The following is a 26,431-nucleotide window of genomic DNA, read 5'->3' as shown; positions in this document are numbered from 1 at the left end:
ATCTCCAATCCATATCGTTACTTAATAATTAGAATAACCAAGAAGGGAACCATCTCAAATACTCATTAACAAATTGCTCTGAAACAAATACACCTGATAATGCAGGATAGAACAGAATGAATAGGATGATCGCTATCGCGATAAATACATTTCTGCCTATTTTCCCCCATCTATCTTTCTCCTCAATATATTTCGCAATATACATAATACTTACGATAATAAATGGTACCATCGCAAAATAATGATAAAGGAAAGTTTCCCGGGGCACTAGCATCCACGGAATATATTGTGAACCATATGCGATAAATAACATCATGGCCATATACTCTTTTTTGCGAATACTAATAAAGATCGTAGCAAGCATCGCAAATATACCACTCCACCAAATAAGTGGATTACCTAAAGCTACAATGGTAGAACGTAATCCTGTCGCAGCTTCACTATCTACATAATACCAGACTGGACGCTTCATAAATGGCCACTCCCACCATGTAGAGGAGAATGGATGGGAAGACACTAAATTGCTATGATAATTGAACATATTCACCTGATAATCCACTAACGCTTGCCATGTATAGCCTGATGGTAGTGCTGTTAGTATCGGAATATTGGACAATGCATAGATAAGCGCTGGCACTCCAATATAGAATACGAGACAAATCGCTAATGTATATAGTGTGTATGGCACAAATTTCTGTCGAATCATTTTAAGCTGATCGATATATTCAACATTCAGCTTTTCCCCTTCAACAATTAATAGCTTCGCTGCTCGGTATTGCTGATATTTGCGCCATAAGACGATAGCAAGCATTATAGCTAGACCAGCACCACCATATAGTACAATCCACTTGGATGCTACACCTAATCCAAAGCATAACCCAGCAAGACCTAGTGGTATCCATGTATAACGGAGCCGTTCTCGATAAAAATTGAGTGAGGCATACTGATTCATGAAGAAGAACATTAACATAATAAAGAATACGGCATATACATCAATCGTTGCGATTCGAGTTTGTGTAAAATGCATAAAATCTACAGCAAGCAAAATCATCGCTCCAGCAGCATATACTGTTTTACGTAAAATCGCCTTCGCCATAAAGTACATGACCGGCAACATTAGCACACCAAACAATGTCCCCATAAATCTCCATCCGAATGGTCCAAAGCCAAATAGCTGAATGCCCAGTGCAATAAAAATTTTCCCAAGTGGCGGGTGCGTACTTTCATAGGCTTTAATGCCTTCGATATTCTCGTATGCAGTACGAGCATGATACACTTCATCGAAATAACTACCATGCTTAAACGTATGGTGATATTGTGCAAGCTGTTGCTCATCGATTAAATGAGTCGCGAATGAAGTTTCATTCGAATTTTCGATAATAGTTACTGGGGCTGGTTCCTCCGAGCCTTGAACATATATACCTAACTCATGTAAGCGGAAGCCTAGTTGCGTCGCTGTGAGCTTCACATATCGCACATCCTGCATAATATCTTCTTCATGCCAAGCAAATACCGCTACATGATCATGTGTAACGACAACTTCATTAGTCCATTCACCAAACTCATTAGCAAATGAATAGCTATATTCCCCACTACCTACTCCACCAAAGCTTGTAATTCGCTCGATCGGCTGTGAAGCTCCTAGATCGAATATGATGGACTCAGCAACTAACGTTGGCTCCCATACTGTTTTGGGCGACTTCATATCCCCAAGATTAATAAATGCAACAATACCATAGATGATCGTTACTATAGCGACTATGATCCAGTCTTTACGCTTCATACCGATATCGTACCAGCGACGCGGTGGCTTTATGTCTTGTTTATCTAATATATCTAAGTTCACGATTTCAGCAGCATGCTGTAGTCTCATTTGAGCATCACGATCATTCATCTTCAATGTTCGCCCCCTAATATATAGATCATTTCCAATATAAAGCATGTAAATGACTAATATAATATTAGCTACAGCACAGAGAATAGCTACCCCATCATTTGGAACAAAGGTAGTTTCCCCACTGAATGCTAATACATCATAAAGATTCAATGTGTTGGTCATCGTAAACCCATAGATCAGATGAAGTAATCGACGATCCTGACGCTGAATGAATGCCATAATAAGTAAAATAATAATAGCAAACATATAGCGTTCATGCATTTTCGTAACGAGAATGAATACAATGCCCATTAATGATGCTGCGATAAAGTAAAGCTGTTCAAACTTCACTTTACTGCGCAGTCCAATCCATCCAGCATATAGTACTGCAATAGCTATACCTATATTACCCCACACTTTCAGTGGCAGACCTATAAACTTCTCTTCCAGTGCTACCCAATTATAACCAAACAGCGAATAGAGATTAAAGGCATTTAGACTTCCGTAGGCATAAGAAGATAGCGTTCCTTTATATAGCTCGATTAATTGCATCAGCCCATCTCCGTTTATAAATAAAGGCAGAGCTAACAATAAAAATGTCCCAAAACCATAAGCAGCACTAATCGCTACATTTTTCCAGCTTCGTCCATACCATAAAGCAAATAAAACGATCGGCATAAAGATAAATGCCTGTGGCTTAATAAGCGCAGCAATGGCAAATGTAACTGAAGCTAAAGCAATTTTTTTGTCGATAAAGAAAGCAATGCTTATAATAATTATTAGTGCAAATATCGAATCTACTTGCCCCCATACCGCACCATCCATCAGAACAACAGGGTTAAACCAATATATAAGCATAAGTCCCAATGATATCGGCATCGATAGCTTTTTATTAGCTAATCTGAAAATTAATAATGAGGCTATTATATCAGCGATAATAGCAGGTAATTTATACAATATAAGAAATGCTGCACTACCGTAGACGATATTCAATTGATCGCCAATCCATGCAACAACATACAATATGTAGATATAACCAGGAGGGTAATCGACGAAGAAATCTCCGTGATAGAACTGAAGCATGCCAGCCGAATATGCGTAATTTCCCCAATAGTGAAATAAGGCAAGATCATTAACATAGCCACCATTTGTTGCTGCAAGCCATAACCGAAGTACTAATCCTATTAGAATACTAGTCCAAATTATTGTCGATTTTCGCATGACCAACGTTTTCTCTACCAGCTTACTGTCACGAAACCAGATGTGATGGACTGCCGCACTCATCATACAAAATAGCACAATAGCGATCAGTGGGTTCATTATTGATATTCTCGGATCGACTTCTCCTTCCGCTGCATATACAGGTGTTGCAGCAAATAAAGCTAGCCCTATAATTAAAACAAACAATAGCGACCGCACAAGTGAGTGGCTTGTAACCTTCATTCGCATTTCGAACATCTTATTACTCCTTTTATCTCATTTTGCTACATACACTATAACATGTTTTTGTCATCTGACAAAAACAATAGGCGTATGAATGAACTTTTTTCAAAGAGCATTCATACGCCTACTATTAACTGTTATATAACACCATTCATCTATAGCGCTACAATTTAATCGATGATGGAATAATTCCTGCCTTTTTGCACGCAGAGTAAATAATGACAACAAGCGGTCCGAGGAACACTCCAATGACACCGACAAGTTCCAGCCCTACATATAAGCTGATCAATACAGATAATGCTCCGATCCCTACAGCATCGCCAAGAATTTTCGGTTCTACTGTACGTCTGAACACCGTAATAACTACGAATAGCAATACTAATCCAATTCCAGTGAAAATATCTCCGATAAACAAATTATATATTGCCCAAGGTACAAGTACAGATCCTGTCCCAAGAATCGGCATAATATCAACGATAATAATAAGCAGCGCTATCGCAAGCGGATATTTAATATCGAGAATCAATAAGCCTGCTAACGATAGAACATACGTCATCGCGCTTAATATAATTTGAGAGCGTAAAAATCCGAAAATCGATATTTTCAAGCTATCTAATACAGTTGTTACCTTATCACGAGACTCCTCATGGAAAAACGAAATAACAGATTGCTTCAATGTATTAAGACTGAAGCTTAACATATATACAGCAACGATAAATACGATGAAAAATATAAACATACTTGGCAGTGCAGAAAGCGCTGAACCTAATTTCCCCGATAAACTCATCGCTGTTTTTGTTAGCCATTCAATAATCGAAGTCGTATATTTTTCAAGTGATTCAACGACTTCTGGCGGTAAATTTTCATAGGTTTTTCTTAGTTGAGCCAATAAATCGTTAGTCATCCCACTTAAATTCGAGAAATAACGAGGAAGCTTCTCAACAAAGCCAATTACCTCATTTAATACTTTAAGCCCTATTAGAAACATTAGCCCCATTAATCCAACAGTAAATAATGTGCATGAAATAATTGCCGCAACTAATCTTGGCAACCGCAGCTTAGTAACAAATAGCTTATTAAGTGGCTCTAAAAAGATCGCAACAATAAGCGCAAGCAGAAATGGCGCACCTACAGTAAACGATAAATAAAGCAAGCCGAGAGCAACCGCAATGGATAGCATCGCACGAACTGACAAAGTATCACTTCCTCACCAATTTAATCAACAATCGCTTTACGTAGTAGGAAATTATCATCTTTGTAATACATTTCTTTCACTAGTAAATTCGGACCGCTACAAGAAACAACAGGACAGTGACAATTCACACTTTGAGCTAAAGGGTGATCTAGCCATTCATCAAAGATTTGATCAAGAGGATCCCTGTAAATACTTCCGAAGGATGGAATATCAGAAAAGTCTGTTACAAATACTTCCCCCGTGAATAGGTTCACATTCAGCCGATTACGCCCATCTGGATCATTACGAACGGATACATTGCGCTCATGAGTAAGCCGAGTTAGTAATTGGCGTTCCTCAGCAATATTACTGCAATGATAAAATGGTAACGTTCCAAAAAGCATCCAAATCGATTGGTCTCTTGTGTGAAGCAACAACTCAATAGCTGCACGCATCTCGTCTTTCGTAATAGCAGGCAAATCTTTGGCGAATGAGCTTGGATACATCGGATGTACCTCATGACGCTGACAACCCATCTCAACAATTAACTCGTGAATTTGATCGATTTTCTTATGCGTTCGATAATTAATCATCGATTCAGCGGAGACAAGTACTCCAGCATCACTTAGACGCTTCGCATTATCAATCATTTGGTTGTATAACTTCGTTGCTGCCGCTAGCGGCACGGAATGACCAGCTTTTGCAAAACCAACCTCATGAAAATCTTTTGCTTCCGTGTAATTGAACGAAATATGCATTACATCAAGGTATTGAGCTATCTTTTCGTAACGTTGAAATGGAAGTGTCACATTGGAATTAATTTGCGAACGGATACCTCTACTTCTCGCATACTGAAGAAGCGGAACAATATATTCATCAACCGTTTTCTGATTAAATGTCGGCTCTCCACCTGTAATGCTAATCGTCTGAAGTTCCTTCACTTCATCAAGGCGTTTCAGCATAAGCTCTAATGGGATTTTCGTAGGTTCTTTCATCACTAATGTATCGCCAACTGCGCAATGCTCACAACGCATATTGCATAAATTAGTGACGGTCATCTCGACACTAGTTAGTCGATGCCTACCGTGTTTTTGTAATGAATGTATAGCCTCCCACGGATCGTTTGTCGGAGACATTGGTATTAATAATTGATTCATAATTGATATCGCACCTTAACCTTTTTACTTTTCTATTCATTTTATTATCGTTTAATCGTAATCTCGCCTTCATTGACAGCTGTAATCATCGTACTCAAGCTAGTGGACATATCGATTTCATATGGCGCATTCAAATCTTCTCCCGCTTCATTCGTTAACACACGAACAATAGGTCGATGAGGATAACTAGAATTATAATTTGATACTATACCAGATTCACCAGTACTTAATTTCACAGAAATTCCTATAGGATAAATAACTACTTTATCTCGGAAATGGGCAAGCATCCACTGTTCATATAATGTTCCTGAACCAGCATATAAACGTTCCATTGCATCATGCGGTAACATCGGACTACTATAGACACGACTTGTTGTCATCGCATCGTAAGAATCAACAATACCAATCCATTTTGCATGCTCCATAATTTCATTATTTACTAAGCCTCGCGGATAGCCACTTCCATCCATACGTTCATGATGCTGAAATGCACAATGAGCAATCGACAGTGAGAAGTTCGGCTCTTCCTTCAACAATTCAAACCCTTTAGTCGTATGAAGCTTCATTTCTTCATACTCTGCCTTCTTCAACGAGTCAGGCTTCTTCAATATATCAATTGCAATTTGCGTTTTTCCGATGTCGTGTAGAAGTGCACCTAAGCCCAAATTAATTACCTCATCACGAGAATAACCATGACTCATTCCTAACACCGATGTGTATACACATACATTTAAAGAGTGCTGATATAAATAATGATCAACGATGCCCATGTTCATTAACATAATCATAGCATCCTTATTCGTAGATAAATCATCAATAATTAGACCCATCATTTCTTTAAGCGGCTTAGCTATAAATGGGCGTTTAATCGGTTTATGTGCTGATGCTGGAGTCATCATCGCAGAAAAGTTTTTACGAATTTCTTTTACTGCGATGCGGAAAGTATCTTCACTTATTAAAGGCGCATGATCAATGTCTCCGGTACGATGATCCTGTATATATACATATTGTACTTGACACGCCTCTAATCGAAATATTAAACTTTCAGTCAGTTCCATCTCTTCGCCAAGGAGTACGATACCGTCCTCTGAAAATATTTTTTTTGCTAGGCGCATACCTGGCTTACATTGCTTAATTGTGAGAAGACGCATACTTCCGATCCCTTCTATAATAAAACTATACTATATTTTAGCCTTATTCGCATAATAGCTACAACTTTTTTTATCGAGGTAGTGTACTTTCGAGTAATTACTCCGAATAGTCCCATCGATAATATTGACTTTGGATGATATTATCAGAGTTTTGTAATTCAACCTCAAGGATATGTCGAATGAACTCCGGTAAATAGTACGTAACATCTTTATATTTTGCAAGACTTTTATAGCCTATATTAAATGTAAACATATCAATGGTACCAACTTCATAATACCGCTCTAGCTCTAGTGCTGCACCATTTACAATGATTGAAATAATTTTCTCCATCGGTGGATTGCTACGATCAACGACAATCGCCAAGCCATCTACTGCCAAATTACCCAGTCGCTCACCACGAAAACCAAACCCTCGAATCGGTAACTGTATATATTCTTCAAGTACAGATTGCTCCAGCGCTTCTTTAATATCTTTGCCTTGCATCGTCATTTTGCATGGATTAATTGGGGAAGGACATATACTATGGATCTCGCCTGCGGTTACTTTACCGCTAGCTAATCCGTCCAGCAACTGTCCGGAATTGACTAGACCGATCTCAGCATCGCACCATTTACGTAAACCGCTGGCTAACATATTGCTTAGTGGGCTTTCCCGTTCAATTGAAGTAGGTAGTGGCTCTACTAATAGCGAGATCGTTCTCTGCAATACGGCTTTAGCCTTCATACCATACTGTGAAATAATCGCTGTAATACTAGCCTGTTCCTCATACGACGCAGTATTAATACATTCGCCGCTAACCGTTATTTCCCTAGTTATTGGATCGCATTGAATAGTAACCTTACCTACATGGGTACCGAATTTCCCTGCTGCACATACAAGTGTATTGTTAATACGAATGGGAGGGTCTAACAAATGATGTGTATGTGCTCCCATAATAACATCTATCTCATTACATTTTTCGGCAATTATCTCATCAATCTTAATACCTAGATGTGATAACAGTATAATAATATCAACATTCTTTCGAATATTCGCAACTTGAGCCTGAATAGCCTGCAAAGGTTCTTCCGTTCGCCAACCCATATGTTCATAAAATTCATTATAATTAGCTGTTGCTGCTACAAACCCAATTCTAATACCGTTTCTTTCCATAATATAGTGAGATAACAACCAGTTTGGATTTGCATGCTTATAGCTATGAAAATTACTACACACCACTTGAAAACTATTGTTGCCACTATAAATGGCATTCAGCTGTTCAGAAGTAAAGGTTAGACCTTCATTATTTCCAAGTGTGATGACATCATAACGCGTTTCATTCAGTAGCTCACGATGGATATAACCATCGGTACCTTCTGTTTCCGTTCTTGCTCGATCCATATGATCGCCAATGTCTACTGCAATTACGTTTTCCTCGCCATATTGTTTACGTCCATTATTAATAATTGTTGCAACTTTAGCGCTATTTTCAAGTCTGCTATGAATATCGTTACTATGATAGATCGTAATCTGCTTTAGTTGTATGTTTTGCTCCATCGCTGTCACCTCACACTTCATTCAGCATTACCCACCAATTTGGGACATTCGTCGCACTGTTGGAACATGAGATTGATCCATATCCAATAGTTTTTCCGCCATCTCATGATTTTGCGGCTTAATCTGCATCGCTTTATAATAAATATTGCGCATCGCTTCTAGGTCTCCTAGAGCTGGCTTCATATCCAGCTCATCCATCCAATATAAGCATGGCTTCATATGTCCATCTGAAGTGAGGCGCAGTCGGTTACAATTTGCACAAAAATGATCGCTAATCGGATGGATAAGACCAAATGATCCTACCCCACCAGAAAATTCCCAGTTTTCAGACGGACCATTACCTTTCATCTCTTGCTTTTCGCTTATGTTATAGCCTTCTTTATGAGCAATATCTAGCACAGTAGACAGCGGTAAATAATGTTGTTTCCAGCCCTCATCAGCATGCCCAATCGGCATATATTCAATAAATCGCACATGTAAAGGTTGTTGATAAGCTAATCTAAGAAATTGAGCGATTTCATCCTCATTTATTCCTTTGAGAAGTACACAATTCAATTTAATAGGAAAAAAACCTACTTTAGCCGCCGCTTCAATACCTGCTAATACTTTTTTCAAATCACCATTTCTAGCAATGAACTTAAAACGAGTGGGATCAAGCGTATCTAAACTTATATTTACTCGATTTAAACCGGCCTTATGTAACTTCTCTGCCTGTGATTCAAGAAATATACCATTTGTCGTTAAAGCAATATCCTCTATCTGAGGGATTGCAGAAAGCTCGCTTATCAATTCATGCAAATCTGGACGAATTAACGGTTCGCCACCAGTTATTCTTAATTTTTTGATACCTAGTGATGCTCCTACTTTTACAATTTCAACGATATGATCATAAGAAAGTAAAGATTCAGAAGCTGCAAACTGAACACCTTCCTCAGGCATACAGTACACGCAACGTAAATTACAACGATCTGTCACAGAAATCCGCAAATAATCGTGTAATCTTCCGTATCTGTCCTCTAGTAATTGCATGCTGTCACTTCCCCTCTCTACTGCTTAATAGCATAACATTTTTCAGTCAATTATGGTATTCTAATAGAGGTTGTACATTTATGAAATAAAGTAGGTAATAATATGACATATAATTGGACTTTCAAACTTTTTGCAGGGTTAACTGAACGATTTGGCAGCACTTTTCTTGAGGTTTCACTTGAGCAACCTGCCTATACAACATTACAATTGAAACAAGCTCTTTCCGAAGCTTTCCCGCAGCAAGCAGCTTCGCTTTCAAACTGTTACATTGCTGCGAATATGCAATATTGTATCGATGAACAAATCATTGAAGTCGATCAAGAACTAGCGCTACTTCCTCCAGTTTCCGGCGGAGAGCAAAATGAAAATTTTGAGCAGCACACCGTGACTATTTCAAAATTCGAAATTACGTATGAACCGATTAATGTAGAAGCAGTGATGAGCAAAATCATCACCCCTGCTTATGGTGCAACTCTTTTATTTGTAGGAACAACACGAGAATTTACTGGTGACATGAAAACAATAAGTTTAGATTATGAAGCTTATGAACCAATGGCAATAGCAACGATGCAACAAATTGGGCATGAAATTGCAGCACGTTGGAATGGAGCTGACTGTGCAATTACTCATCGCATCGGTTCTGTTGGATTGGCTGAGATCAGTGTCGTCATTGCAGTCGCAACAGCGCATCGTGATGATTGTTACGCAGCAAGTCGCTATGCGATCGAAAGACTAAAGCAAATTGTACCCATATGGAAGAAAGAGATTTGGGAGGATGGTTCTGAGTGGGTAGGCCATCAGCAAGGCCCATGGCTCCCTACAAGGGGTAGTTCAAAAAGTGGACTTTGATAACGATGTGTAGCCATGTAACATACTCGACATCGAATATGAAGCGAACTTGGAAAGTGCGGTTCGCATGTACCAAACACGTACACTTGCGCTTCCGCCTTTCTCAAGTAGCGCTCCATCTTCTCGGCTTTCGAAAGCCCACTTTTTGAACCGCTATTTGAAGTTTCGGGCATTTGACCGTTTGTGTACTCGTACCGTACACGTTGCTGGGTTTTGTTTCATCGCTCGCGATTCAAAGAGCATCCCATTAAATCCATAGTAGGAGCAATCAAAAGTGAACGACCAAACTGTATTACATAATGAATCACGCTACTCGAAACAACTCAAAGTTTCTCATATCGGCATAGCAGGACAAACAGCATTGCAACAAGCAAGATGTGCAATTGTTGGTCTTGGTGCGCTAGGATCAGTCATAGCCGAACAGCTCGCAAGAGCAGGATTCGGCTATTTACGATTAATTGATCGTGATTTTGTAGAATATAGTAATTTACAGCGACAAATCATGTATACTGAACAAGATGCAATACAGTTTTTACCAAAGGCTACTGCTGCTGCTCATCATTTGCAAGCGATCAATTCAATGATCGAAATTGAACCTATTATCGCTGATCTTTCTGCTAATAATGTGGAGCAATATCTCGCTAATATAGATATTATCATTGATGGCAGCGATAACTTTTCTGTACGTTATCTTATAAATGAATATAGTATAGCGCATGAAATTCCATGGATCTACGGAGCAGTCGTAGGTACAAGCGGCTCAACGGCTACATTTAGACCTAATAAGACACCTTGTTATCGATGCTTATTTCCAGACAAACCGACATTAGGAACTGTAGAAACTTGCGATACGGCTGGCGTTCTAAGTCCAATCGTCCATATGATCGCGTCTATCCAAGTAACTGAAGCTATCAAATATTGTAGTCGTAATGTAGACGCCCTTCATCAATCGCTACTCCAGCTAGACTGTTGGAATAATGATCAATTAAAGCTTAATATCGCACATGCCAAGAGAACCGATTGCCCTGTTTGCGCTCATCATCACTTTGAAAATTTGCTGCAGGATGAGTCTGCAATATATAGTTCCTCATTATGCGGTAGACATTCCGTTCAAGTAATACTCCCTGCCGCAATGAATTATTCATTAGAGCAGCTAGAGCAGTATTATACTCTACATTACAAATTAATACGTAATCCATACCTGCTCAAATTATTTTACGACCATCAACATACGATCGTATTCTTTCCTGATGGCCGTGCAATTGTGCAAGGAACTGATCATATTGCACGAGCAGAAGCAATCATTGCGCAACTTATTCAAATATAATTATTGACACAAAAAAATTGGAAGTTGTTACATTGAAAGAGTTTACAATTTTTGATAATATGATACTTACAATTACATAATGCATCATCAGTAGCATATATAGTAGATTTATACATACTTTAACGAGGTGAACTATGAGAATTCATGTAACAGATGTTGTAAATGGCGATGTATTACGAGACGATGTATTCAACGGCTACGGGCTTCACATATTATCAAGAAACGCCGTCCTTTATTCTGCAGAAATCAGTAAACTTTTACAGCACCAAATCGATTATATAGACGTTCTGGAAAGAAGTAATATTATTTCTAATAGTCTTGAAGACTTTGATCTGCTAGAACGAACGCTCGAAACCACTGTGTCACCTAAATGGGTCCCTCAAGTGAAACCTATCTACGATGCTGTCGTTCAAAATATTCAGGATCTATTTCATATTGCTAGAACAGAAAATATAATTGATACGGAAGCCGCTGCTGCTGCCTTAAATCCACTACTGCAAAATTTACACCTAGAACGCGATGTCGTATCTTTATTGCTACTACTTAATAATCAAGACAACTATACATACCAACACTCCGTGCAAGTAGGCATGCTCTCTTATTACTTGGCTAATTGGCTGGGATTATCTGAAGAAGAAGCGACAATCGCAGGAAATGCAGGATTCTTGCATGATATCGGAAAATGCAAAATAGATGAGGCTATTTTGAACAAGCCTGAGAAATTAACAACCGAGGAATTTGAAGAAATTAAACTTCACACCGTATACGGCTATGATATTATTATGAACTCACACGCTAATAAAGAAATAGCACTAGGTGCACTGCAGCATCATGAACGATTAAATGGCTCCGGCTATCCACATGGCGTGATTGGTCAAGAAATATCACAAATTGGGCGAATTATTGCTGTAACTGATATTTATAGTGCTATGATTTCCTCACGGGCCTATCAGGAAGAACGTGATCTTCTATTTGTATTGAAAGAATTATATCGCCTAAGTTTTTCAGAGTTAGATCCTGTTATTACACAAACTTTTATTAAACATATGATTCCAAACTTTATAGGTAAACGAATTAAATTGAATGATGATCGTACAGGCTCGATTGTTATGACTCACCCAACAGAATTTTTCAGTCCACTTATTCAAGTAGATCAACAATTTATCGATCTAACACTGGAGCGTAAGCTTGAAATTACGCATGTCTACTTCTAGTAGAGGAAATTCAAATTCATAATAAATATTAGCTTAGGGATGTCTCTCTAGAACAAAGGAGACATCTTTTTTCTTTATAAATTTCAATATATTGCTTACACCACCATATTATTTCGAATGTTTATGATAAAATTTGATATTTTACGAATTACAGTATAAAATTTCTACATATGTTTAAAAGATTGGAGTTAATTATGAAAAGTATATGGTTCAGGAAAAAACCTATTGGGGAATTACTTAACAATAATAACAGCAATCACTTTAAGAAAACATTAGGTCCATTCGATCTAATTATGCTCGGTGTTGGTGCTATTATTGGAACAGGTATTTTCATCCTTCCTGGTACAGTAGCTGCAAGTCATGCTGGACCAGCAATTGTATATTCATTTATTTTGGCTGCTATTGTTTGTGCATTAGCGGGTATGTGTTATTCGGAGTTTGCATCAGCAATACCTGTCGCAGGTAGTGCATATACGTACGGCTACGTTGTATTTGGCGAAGTCATTGCTTGGCTAGTTGGATGGGCGCTATTGTTAGAATACGGACTCGCTGTCGCTTCAGTCGCCACTGGCTGGTCAGCTTATCTTAATTCATTGCTGGCAGGATTTAATCTCGCCATTCCACAAGCGATATCTGGACCTTTTGATCCTGCAAACGGAACATATATCAATGTGCCAGCGGTCGTTATCGTATTAGCTATTGCAGCATTATTAACAATTGGCATTAAAGAGTCAACAAAAATTAATACCATTATGGTATTTGTTAAAGTAGGGGTAATTCTTCTATTTATTGGCGTCGGTATTTTCTATGTCGAGCCTGCCAATTGGCAACCATTTATGCCATTCGGTGTCAGTGGTGTATTAAGTGGTACGTCTCTCGTCATCTTTGCTTATCTTGGTTTTGATGCTGTCTCCTCTGCAGCTGAGGAAGTCATCAATCCGCGTCGCAATATGCCGATCGGTATTATTGGTTCATTACTAATTTGTTCACTACTATACGTTACAGTTTCACTCGTTTTAACTGGACTTGTTCCTTATACAAATCTAAATGTAACTAATCCAGTTAGTTTTGCGCTGCAGCTCGTCAATCAAGATTGGGTAGCTGGTATTATTTCACTTGGTGCTGTTGTCGGCATGATGACCGTCATCCTCGTTATGTTGTACGGCGGTACAAGGGTTCTATATGCATTAGGTCGAGATGGATTACTACCAAAAAGTATGTATGAACTTAACAAAAAATATAATACACCAGTCAAAAACACTTGGGTCTTTGCAATACTAATTGCATTGTGTGCTGGCTTCATTCCATTGTCTGAACTTGCAGAATTAGTAAGCACAGGAACTTTAGTAGCCTTTATTATCGTCTCGATCGGTGTTATTTACTTACGTCGCGATAAAAGCATTCCTACCGGTGGGTTCAAAGTACCACTATTTCCATTAATACCGATATGCTCATTATTATTAAGTGTCTTCCTGATTTTCCAGTTATCTGTTCATACATGGATTGCTTGTGGAATCTGGTTCTTAATCGGATTCATCATCTATATTCTGTACGGCAGAAAACATAGTGTAATGAATAAGAAATAGCGAAACGGTGTCACATTGTCTACTAACCATACAATGTGACACCGTTTTTCATTCTATTAAGCATATAATTCATCAATAGAATCGTTATTTTACAATCAATCCATATCGTTCAAATAACTTTTAAACCAGCCTTCAAGTTGACTGCTTTCTATTTTGAAGCCTTGGTCCATCTCTCCCGGATGAAGCTCGATCCCTCCGGAAGGACCAAAAAACACCATTTTAACTTCATCGCCTTGTTCAAACTTCAATATGCCAAATCCACCGGCTCCATAAGCATTTGGTATCTCAAATGGAATTAATTTTGCTACACGAATCAATGCAATCACTTCATTTAATTCATCATCCGTTAAATTTGCAACTGAGGACATAGGAATTGAAATCCCTCTAACCTCTCCCGCCTCCGCTCGTTGCTGGAATCGCTCTGCCCATCGACCTTCACTACCACCTGTAAATAAAGTGGCACATGATGATACGATAATAATAAAACCAATCAGCGCTGAAATAACACCCGTAACTCGATTCCAAGTAAGTGCTGCATCACTAGGCTCTGCATCCCTCAGCTTCCACCCAATTGACAGATACCACGCAGTCTGAGGTGAGAACAAGGCTATTAATCCACCAATTAATAATAAAAAACCAATCAAACCATTCATCCTGTTCCCTCCTCTGTCACTCCTTAATCTTATACGCTAAAATTTTACAATTGTTTCATCACATCGCAATCCTATCGGAATATCCTTACATATCAAACATACTTACATTAGCAATCTATCGCCCACAATTTGACAGTTTTTCATTAATCATGATACGTTTACCTCACTAAGCAATTCATTTAATACTATGGGCCTATGGTTGATCATTCCTCAAATAAATGAATAGGAAGTGATTAGATTGAAGCTACCTGTTATTGATGAGCATTTGGCAAAAAGAATAGAGCAATCCGAGATCGACAATTTCACCTCGAGAATCAGTTCAATTGGTGAGAGATGGTAATCCAGAAGGAGTCGAAATAAAGCATTTTGGAAGTACGACAGCTTTTTACATAAGAACTATGCCCTGGGGGCTATTTAACTCTGTAAAAGGATTTTCTATTGAAGATATCGATCAATTAGAAAAGATCATTGCGTTCTATAGAGATAGAGAACGATCCTTTCAGTTAGATTTAAATCCTACAGGTTCTAATACGACTATGATGAAACATCTATCAGAGCATGGTTTATATCAAGAAGGTTTTCACTCTGTACTTTATGGGCTTCCTAAGAGAGAAGAACCCCCTAATTCTCAAACTATAAAAATTCGTGAAGTTAACAGTAAAGAAGATTTTGAACGATATGCGGAAATTCACTGTGTCGGTTCAGGTATGTCAGTAGAGCACAAGCATCACTTCATTAACAATAATATTGGTTTACTGCATAGAACAGGATGGAAAATATTCCTGGCCTCTTTGAATGATATACCTGCGGCTGTAGCGGTTATGCATATTAGTAACAATATTGCTTCCTGCACGCTTGCTGCCACGGCACCTGAATTTAGAAATAATGGTTTACAAACTGCATTACTGCACAGGCGCTTATATGAGGCACATCTAGCTAACTGTGAGCTTGTTGTCGCCCAAGCAAGCTTCGGTAGTACAAGTCAACATAATATGGAGCGTGTTGGGATGAATATAGCTTGGACAAGGGCTGTATGGGGACCCACTATAACTTACTAATAAAACACTGAAGGGATAACACTCTTTGTTCGTTTCCATATCAAACTCGTGGAGGTAAAAAAATGTCGTTTAGTTATTATGGAAAGTTATGTACGGAGGTATATGACCTTACTAAACAAGTCGGTCAATCGTTAGATGGAGATTTGGAATATTATCTTGCCAGACTGGAACATTGCAAAGGACGTATCCTTGAAGCAATGGTTGGATCTGGTCGTGTAATCATTCCTCTTCTAGAAGCAGGACTTATTGTAGATGGCGTTGACTATTCTGCTGAAATGCTAACTTCTTGCCGCCAAAGTTGTGAAGAACGTGAGTTAGCTGTTCATTTGTATGAAGCAAATCTTCAAGAACTTTCTTTACCTCATTGTTACGAAGTCATTATTATTCCTGCTGGTTCATTTCTATTGATTGAAAATCGAGAAGATTCCATTAACGCTTTGACATGCCTTTATCATCATCTTCAGCCCGGTGGACGTCTTATTCTTGATCTATTTCTACCTGACACCAATTTTGATTATGGTCAGGTTCGTAGCACATCAACACACTATCTACCCAATGGAGATATTATTACATTGGAAAACAACCTTATTGAAGCAGATTTCTTTAGTCAATATAAAATTTCATACCTTAAATATGAAAAATGGCGCAGCGGTGAGCTTATTCAGACTGAGTTACAGCGCCTTGCACTACGCTGGTATGGGGTCGAAGAATTCAAACTCATATTAGAGAGCATCGGTTTTTCAGATGTCGTCGTTTCAGCTGATTTCGAGTATGGCAAAGCACCAACTCATAGTAAGCAGACTTTTATATACGAGGCAACCCGAAAATAAGTAACACCCATAGATATATAACTAATACGGGAACTTTAGCAGCACTATCTAATCCGATAGCAAAAACAAGGCAGCGAACTAATCGCTGCCTTGTTTGCTCCACCATTCCGCTACTGGATATGATGCTGCATCAATTTGAACAGCTTCTCCAATACGAGGAGTCGCTATCTTCACTTTACTCTCCTTCGCCGCTTTTACTGCGCGCTCAACTGGATCTGTCCAGTCATGAAGGGATAATGTAAATGCTCCCCAGTGGATCGGAATCATAACGGCACCTCGCACATCCATATGGGCTTGCACCGTCTCTTCAGGCATCATGTGAATGGACGCCCAATGCTTATTGTACTGACCACATTCCATTAATGTCAGATCAAATGGACCATACTTTTCACCTATCTCCTTGAAATGAGGCCCATAACCACTGTCGCCACTGAAAAAGATGTTAGCCGATTGTCCGTTAATGACCCATGAACACCATAATGTTGCATTGCGGTCCGTCAAGCTTCTACCCGAGAAATGTCTGGCTGGCGTACAGACTAGCTGTATTCCCTCATAGGATAACTCATCCCACCAATCATGCTCCGTAATAATCTCAGGTTCAATACCCCATTTGACCAAATGGGATGCTACACCAAGCGGAACGATAAATCTTTTCACTTTACTCTTCAACTTAACTATCGAGCCGTGATCGAGATGATCATAGTGATCATGAGAGATAATTACTGCGTCTATTGTCGGTAGTTGCTCAATTTCAAAAGGAAGATTTTTACTGTATCGCTTTCCACCTATGAACGAAACAGGAGATGGGGCTCTACCGAACATCGGATCAAGTAGAAAAGTTTTCCCATCCAATTGCAGCAATGATGCAGAATGACCAAACCATGTTAGTCTAGGCTCATCTCCCGCATCAAAATGATTCTCGCTCAACGGGATAATCTCAATTGGCTTCCTTGGTCTTGAATTTCGATTCCCTTTAATGAAATCAGCCATTAAGCTCATTCTTTCTTTATTCGATGACGCTACTCCCATTGTAGTCGGAATAGCATTAATAAAGTTTTTTCCCTCATAATTGTTAGACTGGCTAAACTCACGTCTACGCGCATTCGACTGACTAGCACCAAGAGGAGCATAATAATTCAGCAACAAATAGATGCATACTATAATAACGAGTACAATAACGATACCGATTATCAATCAGATTACCTCCAAACTTCCTACTGTATATCTATCCGTTTTCGCCGAGAGGACTTCCACTTCTATAAGTTGCGGGAGTATTCATCTGCAGTCACTTATTGTTTCGGCATCACTTACTTTTTCTGTGGCGTAATTCTCGGACCGATAAATTCAACGCCTGCTTCTATAACATAATCGATAAGAATTTTATAATAGTCAGGTAATATTTTGTCTGTACTCTCATGATCATGGATTAGAATAATATGGTTCGAATTCTTCTCCAATAAAGGTGCTCCCATCTCGGGGTTGGGGTCATGTATTCGTTGCAAAATACTATCATAAGTAAAATCAGATGACTGATTCAATTGATATTCCGTAAAGTCGAATGTCCAATATGAATCTATATCAATATTAAGCTCATTACTCTTATACCATTCAATATCAATTTCACTATCATCTACTCTATTATAGCCTTGCTCACGTAAGTATTGCTGAATCAATGCTTTATTTTTTCCACCTTTAGCTCCATAAGGGAAGCGAAATAATTTATACGTCCGCTGCATACCAGCTGCTTGATATAAACGTTCAAGTAACGCATCCTGCTTTTCAATTTCTTCAATGCATTCCTCGTATGAAATATTATTAAAATTAGGATGACTATAACTGTGATTACCGATAATTGCACCTTGCTGCAGAGCATAAAGTCCTTCATCAAAATGCTTTTCTAATTGATGCCCATAGAAAAACAGTACCGGCATAATATTTTTTGACTGGAGGTAGTCGATCATTGCTCGCGTCAGAGTCGTTGGACCATCATCAATCGTTAAGTAAGCTTTACTCATCATGTAGTCTCCTTTATCATTTTACATATTTTTTCTTAATTTAACTGTTTATAGGCTTAGTATACTATTGATAATGTTTAAGGAAAATAACTATTTTCATATCGAACTCCCCCATAATTTCAAGTTTGAAAACTAAAACGAATTACTTAGAATCGCAACTAATTTCCAAAAAATTGATATAATAGAATAAGTAGAACAAATAAGGAGGTCACCATGAGCGATTCTCAATTTATAGTCGATCGATTAGAGCATATTGTTAATGAATTTGTCCAACATGAAGCACTTATTGGGTTATCTATAGGTGTAGTTAAAGATGGAAAACCCCTCTACGCCAAAGATTTTGGTACAAAAAACTTAGCAACCGGGGAACCCAATGATGCTAACACTCTATTTCACCAAGCTTCACTATCGAAAACGTTAGTAGCAACAGCTCTCATGCAGCTTGTTGATCGAGGACTGCTGGAGTTAGAATCTCCTATTACATTATATCTTCCTTACTTTACGATGGCAGATGAGAGGTATCTCCATATTACAATTAAACAGCTAATGAATCATACATCTGGCATGCCAGATGAAGAAGACTATGGCTGGGATAGACCAGAATATGACGAACAAAGCTTAGAGCGATATATTAGAAGTATTAGTACTCTAGTATTGATAGATGAACCTGGAGCGAGATTCTCTTACAGTAATATTGGATATGAAATTCTCGGCGATATTATTGCAAAATTATCTGGTATGAGTTTCGAACAGTATATGAAAACATATATCCTTGAACCAGTTGGTATGCAATCAAGCTCTTTTTTGAAGCAAGAAGTTAATGACCTTTTGGCTACACCTCATATACTTGCAGCGAAAGATGGTTATGGTGGTATAGTAAGTGATATTTTCCCTTACAATCGCGCACATGGACCTAGTTCCACACTATACGCTAGCGCTGAAGATATGTCACGCTACGCGGCAATGCACATCAACAAAGGGATTAGTGAAAATGGTCAGACTATATTGCCAGCACATTGCTATGATAAAATGTGGCATCAATATGCATTGACCGGTAATGGAGAAGATAGTTCAGGGATGGGTCTTGGTTGGTTTCTTGGAACATATAAGGGATTTCGTCTAATGTCACATACCGGTATGGATACAGGCTTCCATAGTATACTACTAATTATGCCGGATAAAGGAATCGCTCTTTCTGTTATGGCAAACTCAGATTATGTCTGGATGCCTTGTATTAGCTTCTCTATTATTGATCTGTTACTTGGTACAGATGTACAACATGTCAAACTTTCTCTTGCTCATCACTTATCAAAATTTTCCATAGCAAGCAGCGTAGAAGCAACGATAGACGAATATAATCGGATCAATAATCAAGCAATGGACCGTTATTATTTTTGGGAGAACGAGCTAAACTTTATAGCTGGAAATTTGGTCAATAACGGGTATTCAGAAGATGCCATCACTGTATTAACGTTCTCTGCACAGTTATTCCCCGATTCTGCACCTATACATAATTTCTTAGTTGAACTACAAAGTAAGCAGGCCCTTCAATAATACTAAAAACTATTAGGCTAAGGACGTTCACATGTCATTTTCTCGCTTAATTACGCTATTTATAGTAATATAATGACTTAGCTATACTAAATGATTATGAGGTGTATGAATGTCCATTATGTTCACTAAAGCAATTGTTACTCGTCTACAACGTGAAATTGCTGACATAGAAACTAAAAACATTAACGACAAAACGAAACAAGAAAAAGCTGAATCCAAAATCAATCAATTACAAAGAGATATGAAATTAAGCAAAACGCATAGTGATCTCAATAATAAAATGGCGCGAATCAATAAGCTCAACGAGGAGATCAAAACTGCAAAACGTTCGCAAGCTGATCTATCCAAGCAGTTAACTGCAAAGAAAGCTTCATTGAAGCAGCATCTAGACAAAGAGTCTAAGCAATAAAAATAGATATGCACATCAAAATGAGGCAGCCCTTTGTGAAAAGGCAGCCTCGTTTTGATTAGTTATTGTGTAAGTTTTTCTCGAACGGAACGTAACTTTTGAGCTGATGAGCTTTCTTTGTCACGACGATCATCTATTTTGATTGAAGTAGAAACACGTTGTGCATCCATTTGAAATGGGGCTTCATGAATGGCCCTTATTGCAGTAAATATGTCATCCAGTGAGCCTTCAATAATCGTACTCATCGAAGTTAATGTATATTGAATGTTCTGCTGTTGCTCAAGAACACGTTGTAAGTCTACAACATATGAACTCAAGCTCGTACTTCCTGTTCCGATTGGAATAATTGTTACTTCTGCAATAGCCATTGTACATTCCTCCCCAAACTTTTTATGTACTTCCTGAAATACTGCTTCATAATAGCTATAGCTATTATGCTTCTGATTGCATATTACCACAACAGTGCCGCAAATGTTGAATGAACACATCGAATACTTTGCTTTGAACCGCCTCTTTACGCTGAATACAGTAGAAATCACGGACCATATTGAATTCTGCCTCATTGATCGTGAACAATAATCCTTCTTCAAGCTCTCGCTGCACCGTCCACTTGGATAAGTATGATACACCTATCCCTGCCATCACAGTCCCTTTAATTAATTGAGTACTGCCATACTCATACATTAATTGAGGTTTCACTTGAAACTTGGTGAGAAACGATTCCATCGCGTCTCTAGTTCCTGAGCCACGTTCTCTTGCAATCCATGTTGCAGGAGTAATATTGACATCCGGACGATGAGCTACAACAACCATCTCGTCTTGGGCGATCTTCTGCAATTGTAATTGTGGATGCTGAACATGCCCCTATCCGCAACAGTCCTTTCACTTCGTGAAGATAGTCATGAATCGCTTGCTCCATCTCACGATCCATTTCTGCTTGCCGTATCAATGGCAGCATTAGGCTTATCAATAGACTTACGTAGCATAAAGAGAACTGCGGCCAAACCTTTACTCTTGCTCGTTATTGCATCCGTTTGTTTATATGGATTAACGTTATTGTTAGTATAGGCGTACTTATCCACATTTTTTCACAAAGAAATAGGTGTTGTCCTATAAGTAGATTATTATCTCTACCTTAGAGCAACACCTTTTTGTTATGCTTCAGCCCCCATAGTAGCAATTAATTGCTGATAGGCAACATCATCCATATAATTTACAATCGTACTTAATGCTTCTGCCAAATCATTAGGTATCATCCGATTAGCTCGATAATATCCTGCAATTTCATGCTTCGTCAAATACTCAATAAGTACTGTTCCTTGTGCTTCTCCTGCTTCATGACGTAGCAATTCGATATTTCTAACACCCATTAGCTTTAGCTTACTCATAGCAAATGAGTTCAAATGCCATGGAGCAACATCAATAAATTTACCCTTGGTTGGCTCGAAAAATCTAATCCCTTTAATCTCACCTTTATATAGAAGAAACCCAACAATAATAGTTTGAGCATGAATCCGTTGCAGTAATGCTAGCTCCATCCCATTCTGCCTGTAATGATTCAAAGGATTAGCAAGCTGTTTTTTTACATTAGGAGTAGTAGACGCGTTCATCTTGTTGTCATCTCTATTATTCGAATGCTTATCGCTGTCCGAATCTCTATATCTGTAGCTCATTCTACTTCCCCGCCTTTTGACTCATAATCAACGTTGTATTCGCGTATAGTCTTATCTTATGCAATATTTCATATTATAACAAGTCATTCAATATGCTATATTCATTCGAGGTCTTATTGCAACGTTAATTGAAACCTAATATTTTAAATGACTATAAAAATTAGGCTTCCGCTGCGTCTTATCATCTCGAGACGATAAGACGCAGCGGAATCTTTAAGGAGGCGAATAACTATGCCAAATTATCGTATTATTATTGATTTGTCTGATCGAATGCTGTACTTATTGGATCAGAACATCGTAGTTAGAGGATTTCCTGTCGGGGTGGGGAAAATATTAACGCAAACTCCACAAGGAAACTATACCATTATTAATAAAGCACCAAATCCAGGAGGGCCATTTGGGGCGTTCTGGTTGGGCTTATCTAGACCTCATTATGGTATCCACGGAACGAACAACCCGTCATCTATTGGGCACGAGGTTTCTCATGGTTGTATTAGAATGTACAATTCAGATGTCATTCAATTAGCACAGCATGTGTCTATTGGAACGAGTGTGACGATCCGCAAGTAATAACGTAACCAGTTTACGGTTAACATGGTATTTGGCTCAAGCTTAAGTAATCATTCTATTTTGTTAGCATTGTAAACTAGCCAAAGAGCACGCTCAAATTTTTGAGCGTGCTTTTCTATATTGTCGTTAGACAGATCAGCTTTCAAATATGTACTAACAGCTTCTTACTTTTTTCGATACAAACATCTAAAATACCTGATTTATTGAAAATCCTTACCTCTTGAGCTTTGTAGCAGTATGCTATAAATCGCTTATCCCCTGACATTAAAACTTTAACATTGAGAGTTGATATATTTCTTTTGCTGTCTACATAAATGAGCTCAGCGTCTCTTCCGATAAACTTCTGCATAAAAACACCCCGTTGTTTTTTATTTAATTATATACGAACATACGTTCCATTTCAAGCGAAAAATAAAAAGAAATGATTCTCTTGAATTCCCAAAAGGATCATTTCTTAATTGCAAAATATTATTTAGTTAAATTTCGTTATATCCAGTATTCGCTACGAATAACTACAACGCAGATTCTATCTTCTGTTCATTGAGCTCTTGATCAGTAGCTATATTGTTAAATTGGCCATTTTTCAGTACAAAAATACCATCATCTTCATTGATCGGTCGATATGTGCCATCACTTGATTGGCGCAAAAATAATACAACCTCTTGTTTCTCCTTTAGATGAGTAGAATGATCAGACAGCACATCAACCTTACCATCTGTCCCTCCCATTTGAGAAACTGTAATCGTCTCTCCAGCAAGTTCAGCGCCTTTAATTACATCAGACAACTGAATATTAACTCTCGTGTTGTAATCACTGTAGTTGCCCTTAAATGCATGATTACCGATTGTTTCTAGTACAGTCCCTCTAATAACGAGATCAGCTGCTTTCGTTAGTGCTTCTTCATCTTCATAGTAAACCGCCCATGAAGGCTCCAGTTGAATAGTTTGATCACCTGAAAACGACTCGAAATCTACTCTATTGGTAGCAAGTTTTGCCAACGGATATAAATTATTAACAACTGTTTTATCAGATGTAGATGGAGATAATGCCCTTGCAAGAGTACCATTATCATTAAATGTGTATGGGTGCATAATAGAGGATGTTTCAACAACCGATGTATGATTTAACCCTAATGAATGACCCACTTCATGACCCGTCACTCCTGCAATAATACTATTTGTATACTGACTTTGAGACGTGTAATGAGTATTAAGATTTAATATTGCTTTTGTAATAATCCCGCTTGTTACAGTAAATGTGCAAAGCCCATCCCAATCAACATCAGATTTGTTTACATCTAATGTGTAGTAAGTTGAACCCAACCCTGACGTCGCGCTCACATTATAATTCGTACTGTTCTTCCACTTTGCTGCACCATTGCTCCAATGAGTTAGTGAAGTAGTATTCACAACATACACAGTCTGTGCTCTACTCGCCCACTTCCCATAAGTAGTTACTGTTGCTGATACGGGAGTACTGTTAACAAATAACGTAAGTGCAAGTAGCATGGAAACCGAGCTTGCTACAATCTTTTTTCTTTTACTTTTCAAGCTATTCATTGTCTCACCCTTTAAATAATTATTTCGCTGCACAAAATATAATTCTCTATGAATATCCTAAACCCTCCTATAGTTCCATATTTTTCATTATTAAATTTTATGTTAGTTCTTTCCCGCTGTCATTGTAGTCTATTTCGTTGCTCTTAACGCAATCGCTACTGATCGCTATCCTTCGAGCGTCATTTTCGATTTCTTTTTTCTTTAAAACAAAAAAGGAGACGAACTCTAAAGTTCGCCTCCTACACTACTATAAAATATAAGTTGGCACGAAATCGGCATAACCGATTCCCACCACTATATGATCAACCTACAAACCTTGATACAGCAAGGATCTTTGGCTATTAACCAATGGACCCCTCCATTTCGAACTTGATCAAACGGTTCATCTCAACCGCATACTCCATTGGAAGTTCTCTCGTAAATGGCTCGATAAAGCCCATTATGATCATTTGTGTCGCTTCTTCTTCACTTAGACCACGACTCATGAGATAGAACAATTGCTCATCGGAAACTTTCGAAACTGTTGCTTCATGCTCAAGAATGATGTTATTATTCAAGATTTCATTGTAAGGAATCGTATCCGATGTGGACTGATTATCCATGATCAATGTATCACACTCAATAGCAGATTTCGAACCGTCAGAATTGCGTCCAAAGTGAACAAGACCACGATAAGATACTTTACCACCGTGCTTCGAGATCGATTTGGAAATAATCGTAGAACTTGTATCAGGTGCTAAATGAGTCATTTTCGCACCAGCATCTTGAAGCTGACCTTTACCTGCAACAGCGATAGAAAGAACAGTACCTCTAGCGCCACGACCACGAAGAATAACTGCAGGATATTTCATCGTCAATTTAGAACCGATATTACCATCGACCCATTCCATAGAAGCATTCTCATCCGCTACAGCACGTTTCGTAACTAGGTTGTAGATGTTTGAAGACCAGTTCTGAATCGTAGTATAACGTACACGAGAATCCTTCAAGCAGATGATTTCTACTACAGCAGAGTGTAGAGAGTTCGTACCATATACTGGAGCTGTACATCCTTCAACATAGTGAACAGATGAGCCTTCATCAGCAATAATTAGCGTACGTTCGAATTGTCCCATATTCTCAGAGTTAATACGGAAGTAAGCTTGTAGTGGAATATCACATTGTACACCTTTTGGTATATAGATGAAGCTACCACCAGACCATACTGCACTGTTCAACGCAGCGAATTTATTATCTTCTGGAGGAATAATTGTACCGAAATATTCTCTTAATAGTTCTGGATATTCACGAAGCGCAGTATCGGTATCTGTGAAGATAACGCCCTGCTTCTCCAAATCCTCTTGCAGGCTGTGATATACAACCTCAGATTCATACTGAGCAGATACACCAGCTAGAAACTTTTGTTCAGCTTCTGGAATACCTAGCTTATCGAACGTTTCTTTGATTTCTTGTGGAACTTCTTCCCATGTTTTACCTTGCGTTTCAGAAGCTTTAACATAGTATTGAATGTCATTGAAATCAAGATCGCTCATATCGCCACCCCATGTAGGCATTGGCATTTTGAAAAATGTTTCCAAAGATTTTAAGCGGAAGTCTAGCATCCATTCTGGTTCGTCTTTCATGGAAGAAATGGTACGTACGATTTCTTCAGTTAGACCTTTACCTGATTGAAAGATAGATTTATGCTCATCGCGGAAACCATATTTATAATCTTCCATTTCTGGCATTGACTTAGCCATGTTCCGTCACGCTCCTTTAATCTATTTC

Annotated in this window: 25 protein-coding genes; 10 read left to right on the top strand and 15 right to left on the bottom strand. The window is 38.4% G+C overall.

Translation table 11 applies throughout. The annotated features are described in order from the left end of the window. Nucleotides 1-28 precede the first annotated feature (28 nt). The 6 genes from AC1TO5_RS12540 to moaA form a co-directional block, all read right to left on the bottom strand. A complete protein-coding gene (locus AC1TO5_RS12540; protein WP_482063163.1) occupies nt 29-3,334 on the bottom strand; it encodes a phospholipid carrier-dependent glycosyltransferase in 3,306 nt (1,101 codons plus the stop codon). Between the two features lie 148 nt (nt 3,335-3,482). Next, nucleotides 3,483-4,514 carry a sporulation integral membrane protein YtvI gene (ytvI, locus tag AC1TO5_RS12535; RefSeq protein ID WP_482063162.1) on the bottom strand — a complete coding sequence of 344 codons (1,032 nt, stop codon included), beginning with the start codon at nt 4,512-4,514 and terminating at the stop codon, nt 3,483-3,485. Nucleotides 4,515-4,534: 20 nt separating this feature from the next. Further along, on the bottom strand, nt 4,535-5,650 hold the full coding sequence (gene yfkAB, locus AC1TO5_RS12530) for a radical SAM/CxCxxxxC motif protein YfkAB (protein ID WP_482063161.1): 1,116 nt from the start codon (nt 5,648-5,650) through the stop codon (nt 4,535-4,537). Between the two features lie 44 nt (nt 5,651-5,694). Continuing rightward, a complete protein-coding gene (locus AC1TO5_RS12525) occupies nt 5,695-6,801 on the bottom strand; it encodes an HD-GYP domain-containing protein (RefSeq protein ID WP_482063160.1) in 1,107 nt (368 codons plus the stop codon). A 97-nt stretch (nt 6,802-6,898) separates the two neighbouring features. After that, nucleotides 6,899-8,338 carry a bifunctional metallophosphatase/5'-nucleotidase gene (locus AC1TO5_RS12520; RefSeq protein WP_482063159.1) on the bottom strand — a complete coding sequence of 480 codons (1,440 nt, stop codon included), beginning with the start codon at nt 8,336-8,338 and terminating at the stop codon, nt 6,899-6,901. Between the two features lie 27 nt (nt 8,339-8,365). Next, on the bottom strand, nt 8,366-9,367 hold the full coding sequence (moaA, locus tag AC1TO5_RS12515; protein ID WP_482063158.1) for a GTP 3',8-cyclase MoaA: 1,002 nt from the start codon (nt 9,365-9,367) through the stop codon (nt 8,366-8,368). Nucleotides 9,368-9,469: 102 nt separating this feature from the next. Here moaA and AC1TO5_RS12510 point away from each other — a divergent pair, with 102 nt between their 5' ends. From AC1TO5_RS12510 to bcaP, 4 genes are all read left to right on the top strand, one after another. Further along, a complete protein-coding gene (locus AC1TO5_RS12510; protein ID WP_482063157.1) occupies nt 9,470-10,216 on the top strand; it encodes a molybdenum cofactor biosynthesis protein in 747 nt (248 codons plus the stop codon). A 274-nt stretch (nt 10,217-10,490) separates the two neighbouring features. Beyond that, a complete protein-coding gene (locus AC1TO5_RS12505) occupies nt 10,491-11,543 on the top strand; it encodes a ThiF family adenylyltransferase (protein ID WP_482063156.1) in 1,053 nt (350 codons plus the stop codon). 134 nt (nt 11,544-11,677) lie between these two features. Beyond that, a complete protein-coding gene (locus tag AC1TO5_RS12500) occupies nt 11,678-12,757 on the top strand; it encodes an HD-GYP domain-containing protein (protein WP_482063155.1) in 1,080 nt (359 codons plus the stop codon). Nucleotides 12,758-12,951: 194 nt separating this feature from the next. Then, nucleotides 12,952-14,343 (top strand): branched-chain amino acid transporter BcaP, encoded by a 1,392-nt coding sequence (gene bcaP / locus AC1TO5_RS12495; RefSeq protein ID WP_482063154.1) that lies wholly within the window; start codon nt 12,952-12,954, stop codon nt 14,341-14,343. Between the two features lie 95 nt (nt 14,344-14,438). Here bcaP and AC1TO5_RS12490 read toward each other — a convergent pair whose 3' ends face one another. Beyond that, nucleotides 14,439-14,996: a DUF6199 family natural product biosynthesis protein gene (locus tag AC1TO5_RS12490; protein ID WP_482063153.1), complete on the bottom strand. Its 558-nt coding sequence runs from the start codon at nt 14,994-14,996 to the stop codon at nt 14,439-14,441. Nucleotides 14,997-15,322: 326 nt separating this feature from the next. Here AC1TO5_RS12490 and AC1TO5_RS12485 point away from each other — a divergent pair, with 326 nt between their 5' ends. Next, the gene (locus AC1TO5_RS12485) at nt 15,323-16,054 is read left to right on the top strand and encodes a GNAT family N-acetyltransferase (protein WP_482063152.1); all 732 of its coding nucleotides are present in this window, start codon (nt 15,323-15,325) and stop codon (nt 16,052-16,054) included. A gap of 62 nt (nt 16,055-16,116) precedes the next feature. Continuing rightward, nucleotides 16,117-16,884 carry a class I SAM-dependent methyltransferase gene (locus tag AC1TO5_RS12480; protein WP_482063151.1) on the top strand — a complete coding sequence of 256 codons (768 nt, stop codon included), beginning with the start codon at nt 16,117-16,119 and terminating at the stop codon, nt 16,882-16,884. 78 nt (nt 16,885-16,962) lie between these two features. Here the strand turns inward: AC1TO5_RS12480 and AC1TO5_RS12475 are convergent, their stop codons facing one another. Both AC1TO5_RS12475 and AC1TO5_RS12470 read right to left on the bottom strand, forming a co-directional pair. Continuing rightward, on the bottom strand, nt 16,963-17,913 hold the full coding sequence (locus tag AC1TO5_RS12475; RefSeq protein ID WP_482063639.1) for an MBL fold metallo-hydrolase: 951 nt from the start codon (nt 17,911-17,913) through the stop codon (nt 16,963-16,965). 278 nt (nt 17,914-18,191) lie between these two features. Beyond that, nucleotides 18,192-18,902, bottom strand: coding sequence for a polysaccharide deacetylase family protein (locus AC1TO5_RS12470; protein WP_482063150.1), 711 nt, complete (start codon nt 18,900-18,902; stop codon nt 18,192-18,194). A 210-nt stretch (nt 18,903-19,112) separates the two neighbouring features. Here AC1TO5_RS12470 and AC1TO5_RS12465 point away from each other — a divergent pair, with 210 nt between their 5' ends. Both AC1TO5_RS12465 and AC1TO5_RS12460 read left to right on the top strand, forming a co-directional pair. After that, nucleotides 19,113-20,453 (top strand): serine hydrolase domain-containing protein, encoded by a 1,341-nt coding sequence (locus AC1TO5_RS12465; RefSeq protein ID WP_482063149.1) that lies wholly within the window; start codon nt 19,113-19,115, stop codon nt 20,451-20,453. Between the two features lie 109 nt (nt 20,454-20,562). Next, a complete protein-coding gene (locus AC1TO5_RS12460; protein ID WP_482063148.1) occupies nt 20,563-20,862 on the top strand; it encodes a hypothetical protein in 300 nt (99 codons plus the stop codon). 62 nt (nt 20,863-20,924) lie between these two features. Here the strand turns inward: AC1TO5_RS12460 and AC1TO5_RS12455 are convergent, their stop codons facing one another. Continuing rightward, complete coding sequence (locus AC1TO5_RS12455; protein WP_482063147.1) at nt 20,925-21,230, bottom strand: MTH1187 family thiamine-binding protein; 306 nt, start codon at nt 21,228-21,230, stop codon at nt 20,925-20,927. 64 nt (nt 21,231-21,294) lie between these two features. Next, nucleotides 21,295-21,699, bottom strand: coding sequence for a LysR substrate-binding domain-containing protein (locus AC1TO5_RS12450; protein WP_482063146.1), 405 nt, complete (start codon nt 21,697-21,699; stop codon nt 21,295-21,297). Between the two features lie 21 nt (nt 21,700-21,720). Here AC1TO5_RS12450 and AC1TO5_RS12445 point away from each other — a divergent pair, with 21 nt between their 5' ends. Further along, nucleotides 21,721-21,930 (top strand): hypothetical protein, encoded by a 210-nt coding sequence (locus AC1TO5_RS12445; RefSeq protein WP_482063145.1) that lies wholly within the window; start codon nt 21,721-21,723, stop codon nt 21,928-21,930. A gap of 86 nt (nt 21,931-22,016) precedes the next feature. On the opposite strand, the gene AC1TO5_RS12440 is transcribed toward AC1TO5_RS12445, so the two are convergent. Continuing rightward, nucleotides 22,017-22,535 carry a hypothetical protein gene (locus AC1TO5_RS12440; RefSeq protein ID WP_482063144.1) on the bottom strand — a complete coding sequence of 173 codons (519 nt, stop codon included), beginning with the start codon at nt 22,533-22,535 and terminating at the stop codon, nt 22,017-22,019. 231 nt (nt 22,536-22,766) lie between these two features. Here AC1TO5_RS12440 and AC1TO5_RS12435 point away from each other — a divergent pair, with 231 nt between their 5' ends. Further along, nucleotides 22,767-23,105, top strand: coding sequence for a L,D-transpeptidase (locus AC1TO5_RS12435; protein WP_482063143.1), 339 nt, complete (start codon nt 22,767-22,769; stop codon nt 23,103-23,105). Nucleotides 23,106-23,247: 142 nt separating this feature from the next. Here AC1TO5_RS12435 and AC1TO5_RS12430 read toward each other — a convergent pair whose 3' ends face one another. From AC1TO5_RS12430 to sufB, 3 genes are all read right to left on the bottom strand, one after another. Beyond that, nucleotides 23,248-23,454: a hypothetical protein gene (locus tag AC1TO5_RS12430; RefSeq protein WP_482063142.1), complete on the bottom strand. Its 207-nt coding sequence runs from the start codon at nt 23,452-23,454 to the stop codon at nt 23,248-23,250. A 163-nt stretch (nt 23,455-23,617) separates the two neighbouring features. Further along, nucleotides 23,618-24,664, bottom strand: coding sequence for a matrixin family metalloprotease (locus AC1TO5_RS12425; RefSeq protein ID WP_482063141.1), 1,047 nt, complete (start codon nt 24,662-24,664; stop codon nt 23,618-23,620). A 341-nt stretch (nt 24,665-25,005) separates the two neighbouring features. After that, the gene (sufB, locus tag AC1TO5_RS12420; protein WP_482063140.1) at nt 25,006-26,403 is read right to left on the bottom strand and encodes a Fe-S cluster assembly protein SufB; all 1,398 of its coding nucleotides are present in this window, start codon (nt 26,401-26,403) and stop codon (nt 25,006-25,008) included. Nucleotides 26,404-26,431 lie beyond the last annotated feature (28 nt).

Source organism: Paenibacillus sp. Y930 (genome assembly GCF_056786375.1).
This window is presented reverse-complemented; position numbering and strand designations above follow the sequence as displayed.

Excerpts from the sequence above, each read along its gene's own strand:
- AC1TO5_RS12540 (WP_482063163.1), bottom strand. The coding sequence starts at position 3,334 with ATGTTCGAAATGCGAATGAAGGTTACAAGCCACTCACTTGTGCGGTCG.
- AC1TO5_RS12445 (WP_482063145.1), top strand. The coding sequence starts at position 21,721 with ATGCCCCTATCCGCAACAGTCCTTTCACTTCGTGAAGATAGTCATGAA.
- AC1TO5_RS12510 (WP_482063157.1), top strand. The coding sequence starts at position 9,470 with ATGACATATAATTGGACTTTCAAACTTTTTGCAGGGTTAACTGAACGA.
- AC1TO5_RS12460 (WP_482063148.1), top strand. The coding sequence starts at position 20,563 with ATGTCCATTATGTTCACTAAAGCAATTGTTACTCGTCTACAACGTGAA.
- sufB (WP_482063140.1), bottom strand. The coding sequence starts at position 26,403 with ATGGCTAAGTCAATGCCAGAAATGGAAGATTATAAATATGGTTTCCGC.
- AC1TO5_RS12430 (WP_482063142.1), bottom strand. The coding sequence starts at position 23,454 with ATGCAGAAGTTTATCGGAAGAGACGCTGAGCTCATTTATGTAGACAGC.
- yfkAB (WP_482063161.1), bottom strand. The coding sequence starts at position 5,650 with ATGAATCAATTATTAATACCAATGTCTCCGACAAACGATCCGTGGGAG.
- AC1TO5_RS12525 (WP_482063160.1), bottom strand. The coding sequence starts at position 6,801 with ATGCGTCTTCTCACAATTAAGCAATGTAAGCCAGGTATGCGCCTAGCA.
- AC1TO5_RS12500 (WP_482063155.1), top strand. The coding sequence starts at position 11,678 with ATGAGAATTCATGTAACAGATGTTGTAAATGGCGATGTATTACGAGAC.
- bcaP (WP_482063154.1), top strand. The coding sequence starts at position 12,952 with ATGAAAAGTATATGGTTCAGGAAAAAACCTATTGGGGAATTACTTAAC.
- AC1TO5_RS12470 (WP_482063150.1), bottom strand. The coding sequence starts at position 18,902 with ATGATGAGTAAAGCTTACTTAACGATTGATGATGGTCCAACGACTCTG.
- AC1TO5_RS12490 (WP_482063153.1), bottom strand. The coding sequence starts at position 14,996 with ATGAATGGTTTGATTGGTTTTTTATTATTAATTGGTGGATTAATAGCC.
- AC1TO5_RS12480 (WP_482063151.1), top strand. The coding sequence starts at position 16,117 with ATGTCGTTTAGTTATTATGGAAAGTTATGTACGGAGGTATATGACCTT.
- AC1TO5_RS12465 (WP_482063149.1), top strand. The coding sequence starts at position 19,113 with ATGAGCGATTCTCAATTTATAGTCGATCGATTAGAGCATATTGTTAAT.
- AC1TO5_RS12475 (WP_482063639.1), bottom strand. The coding sequence starts at position 17,913 with ATGGGAGTAGCGTCATCGAATAAAGAAAGAATGAGCTTAATGGCTGAT.
- AC1TO5_RS12425 (WP_482063141.1), bottom strand. The coding sequence starts at position 24,664 with ATGAATAGCTTGAAAAGTAAAAGAAAAAAGATTGTAGCAAGCTCGGTT.
- AC1TO5_RS12435 (WP_482063143.1), top strand. The coding sequence starts at position 22,767 with ATGCCAAATTATCGTATTATTATTGATTTGTCTGATCGAATGCTGTAC.
- AC1TO5_RS12440 (WP_482063144.1), bottom strand. The coding sequence starts at position 22,535 with ATGAGCTACAGATATAGAGATTCGGACAGCGATAAGCATTCGAATAAT.
- AC1TO5_RS12520 (WP_482063159.1), bottom strand. The coding sequence starts at position 8,338 with ATGGAGCAAAACATACAACTAAAGCAGATTACGATCTATCATAGTAAC.
- moaA (WP_482063158.1), bottom strand. The coding sequence starts at position 9,367 with ATGCAATTACTAGAGGACAGATACGGAAGATTACACGATTATTTGCGG.
- AC1TO5_RS12455 (WP_482063147.1), bottom strand. The coding sequence starts at position 21,230 with ATGGCTATTGCAGAAGTAACAATTATTCCAATCGGAACAGGAAGTACG.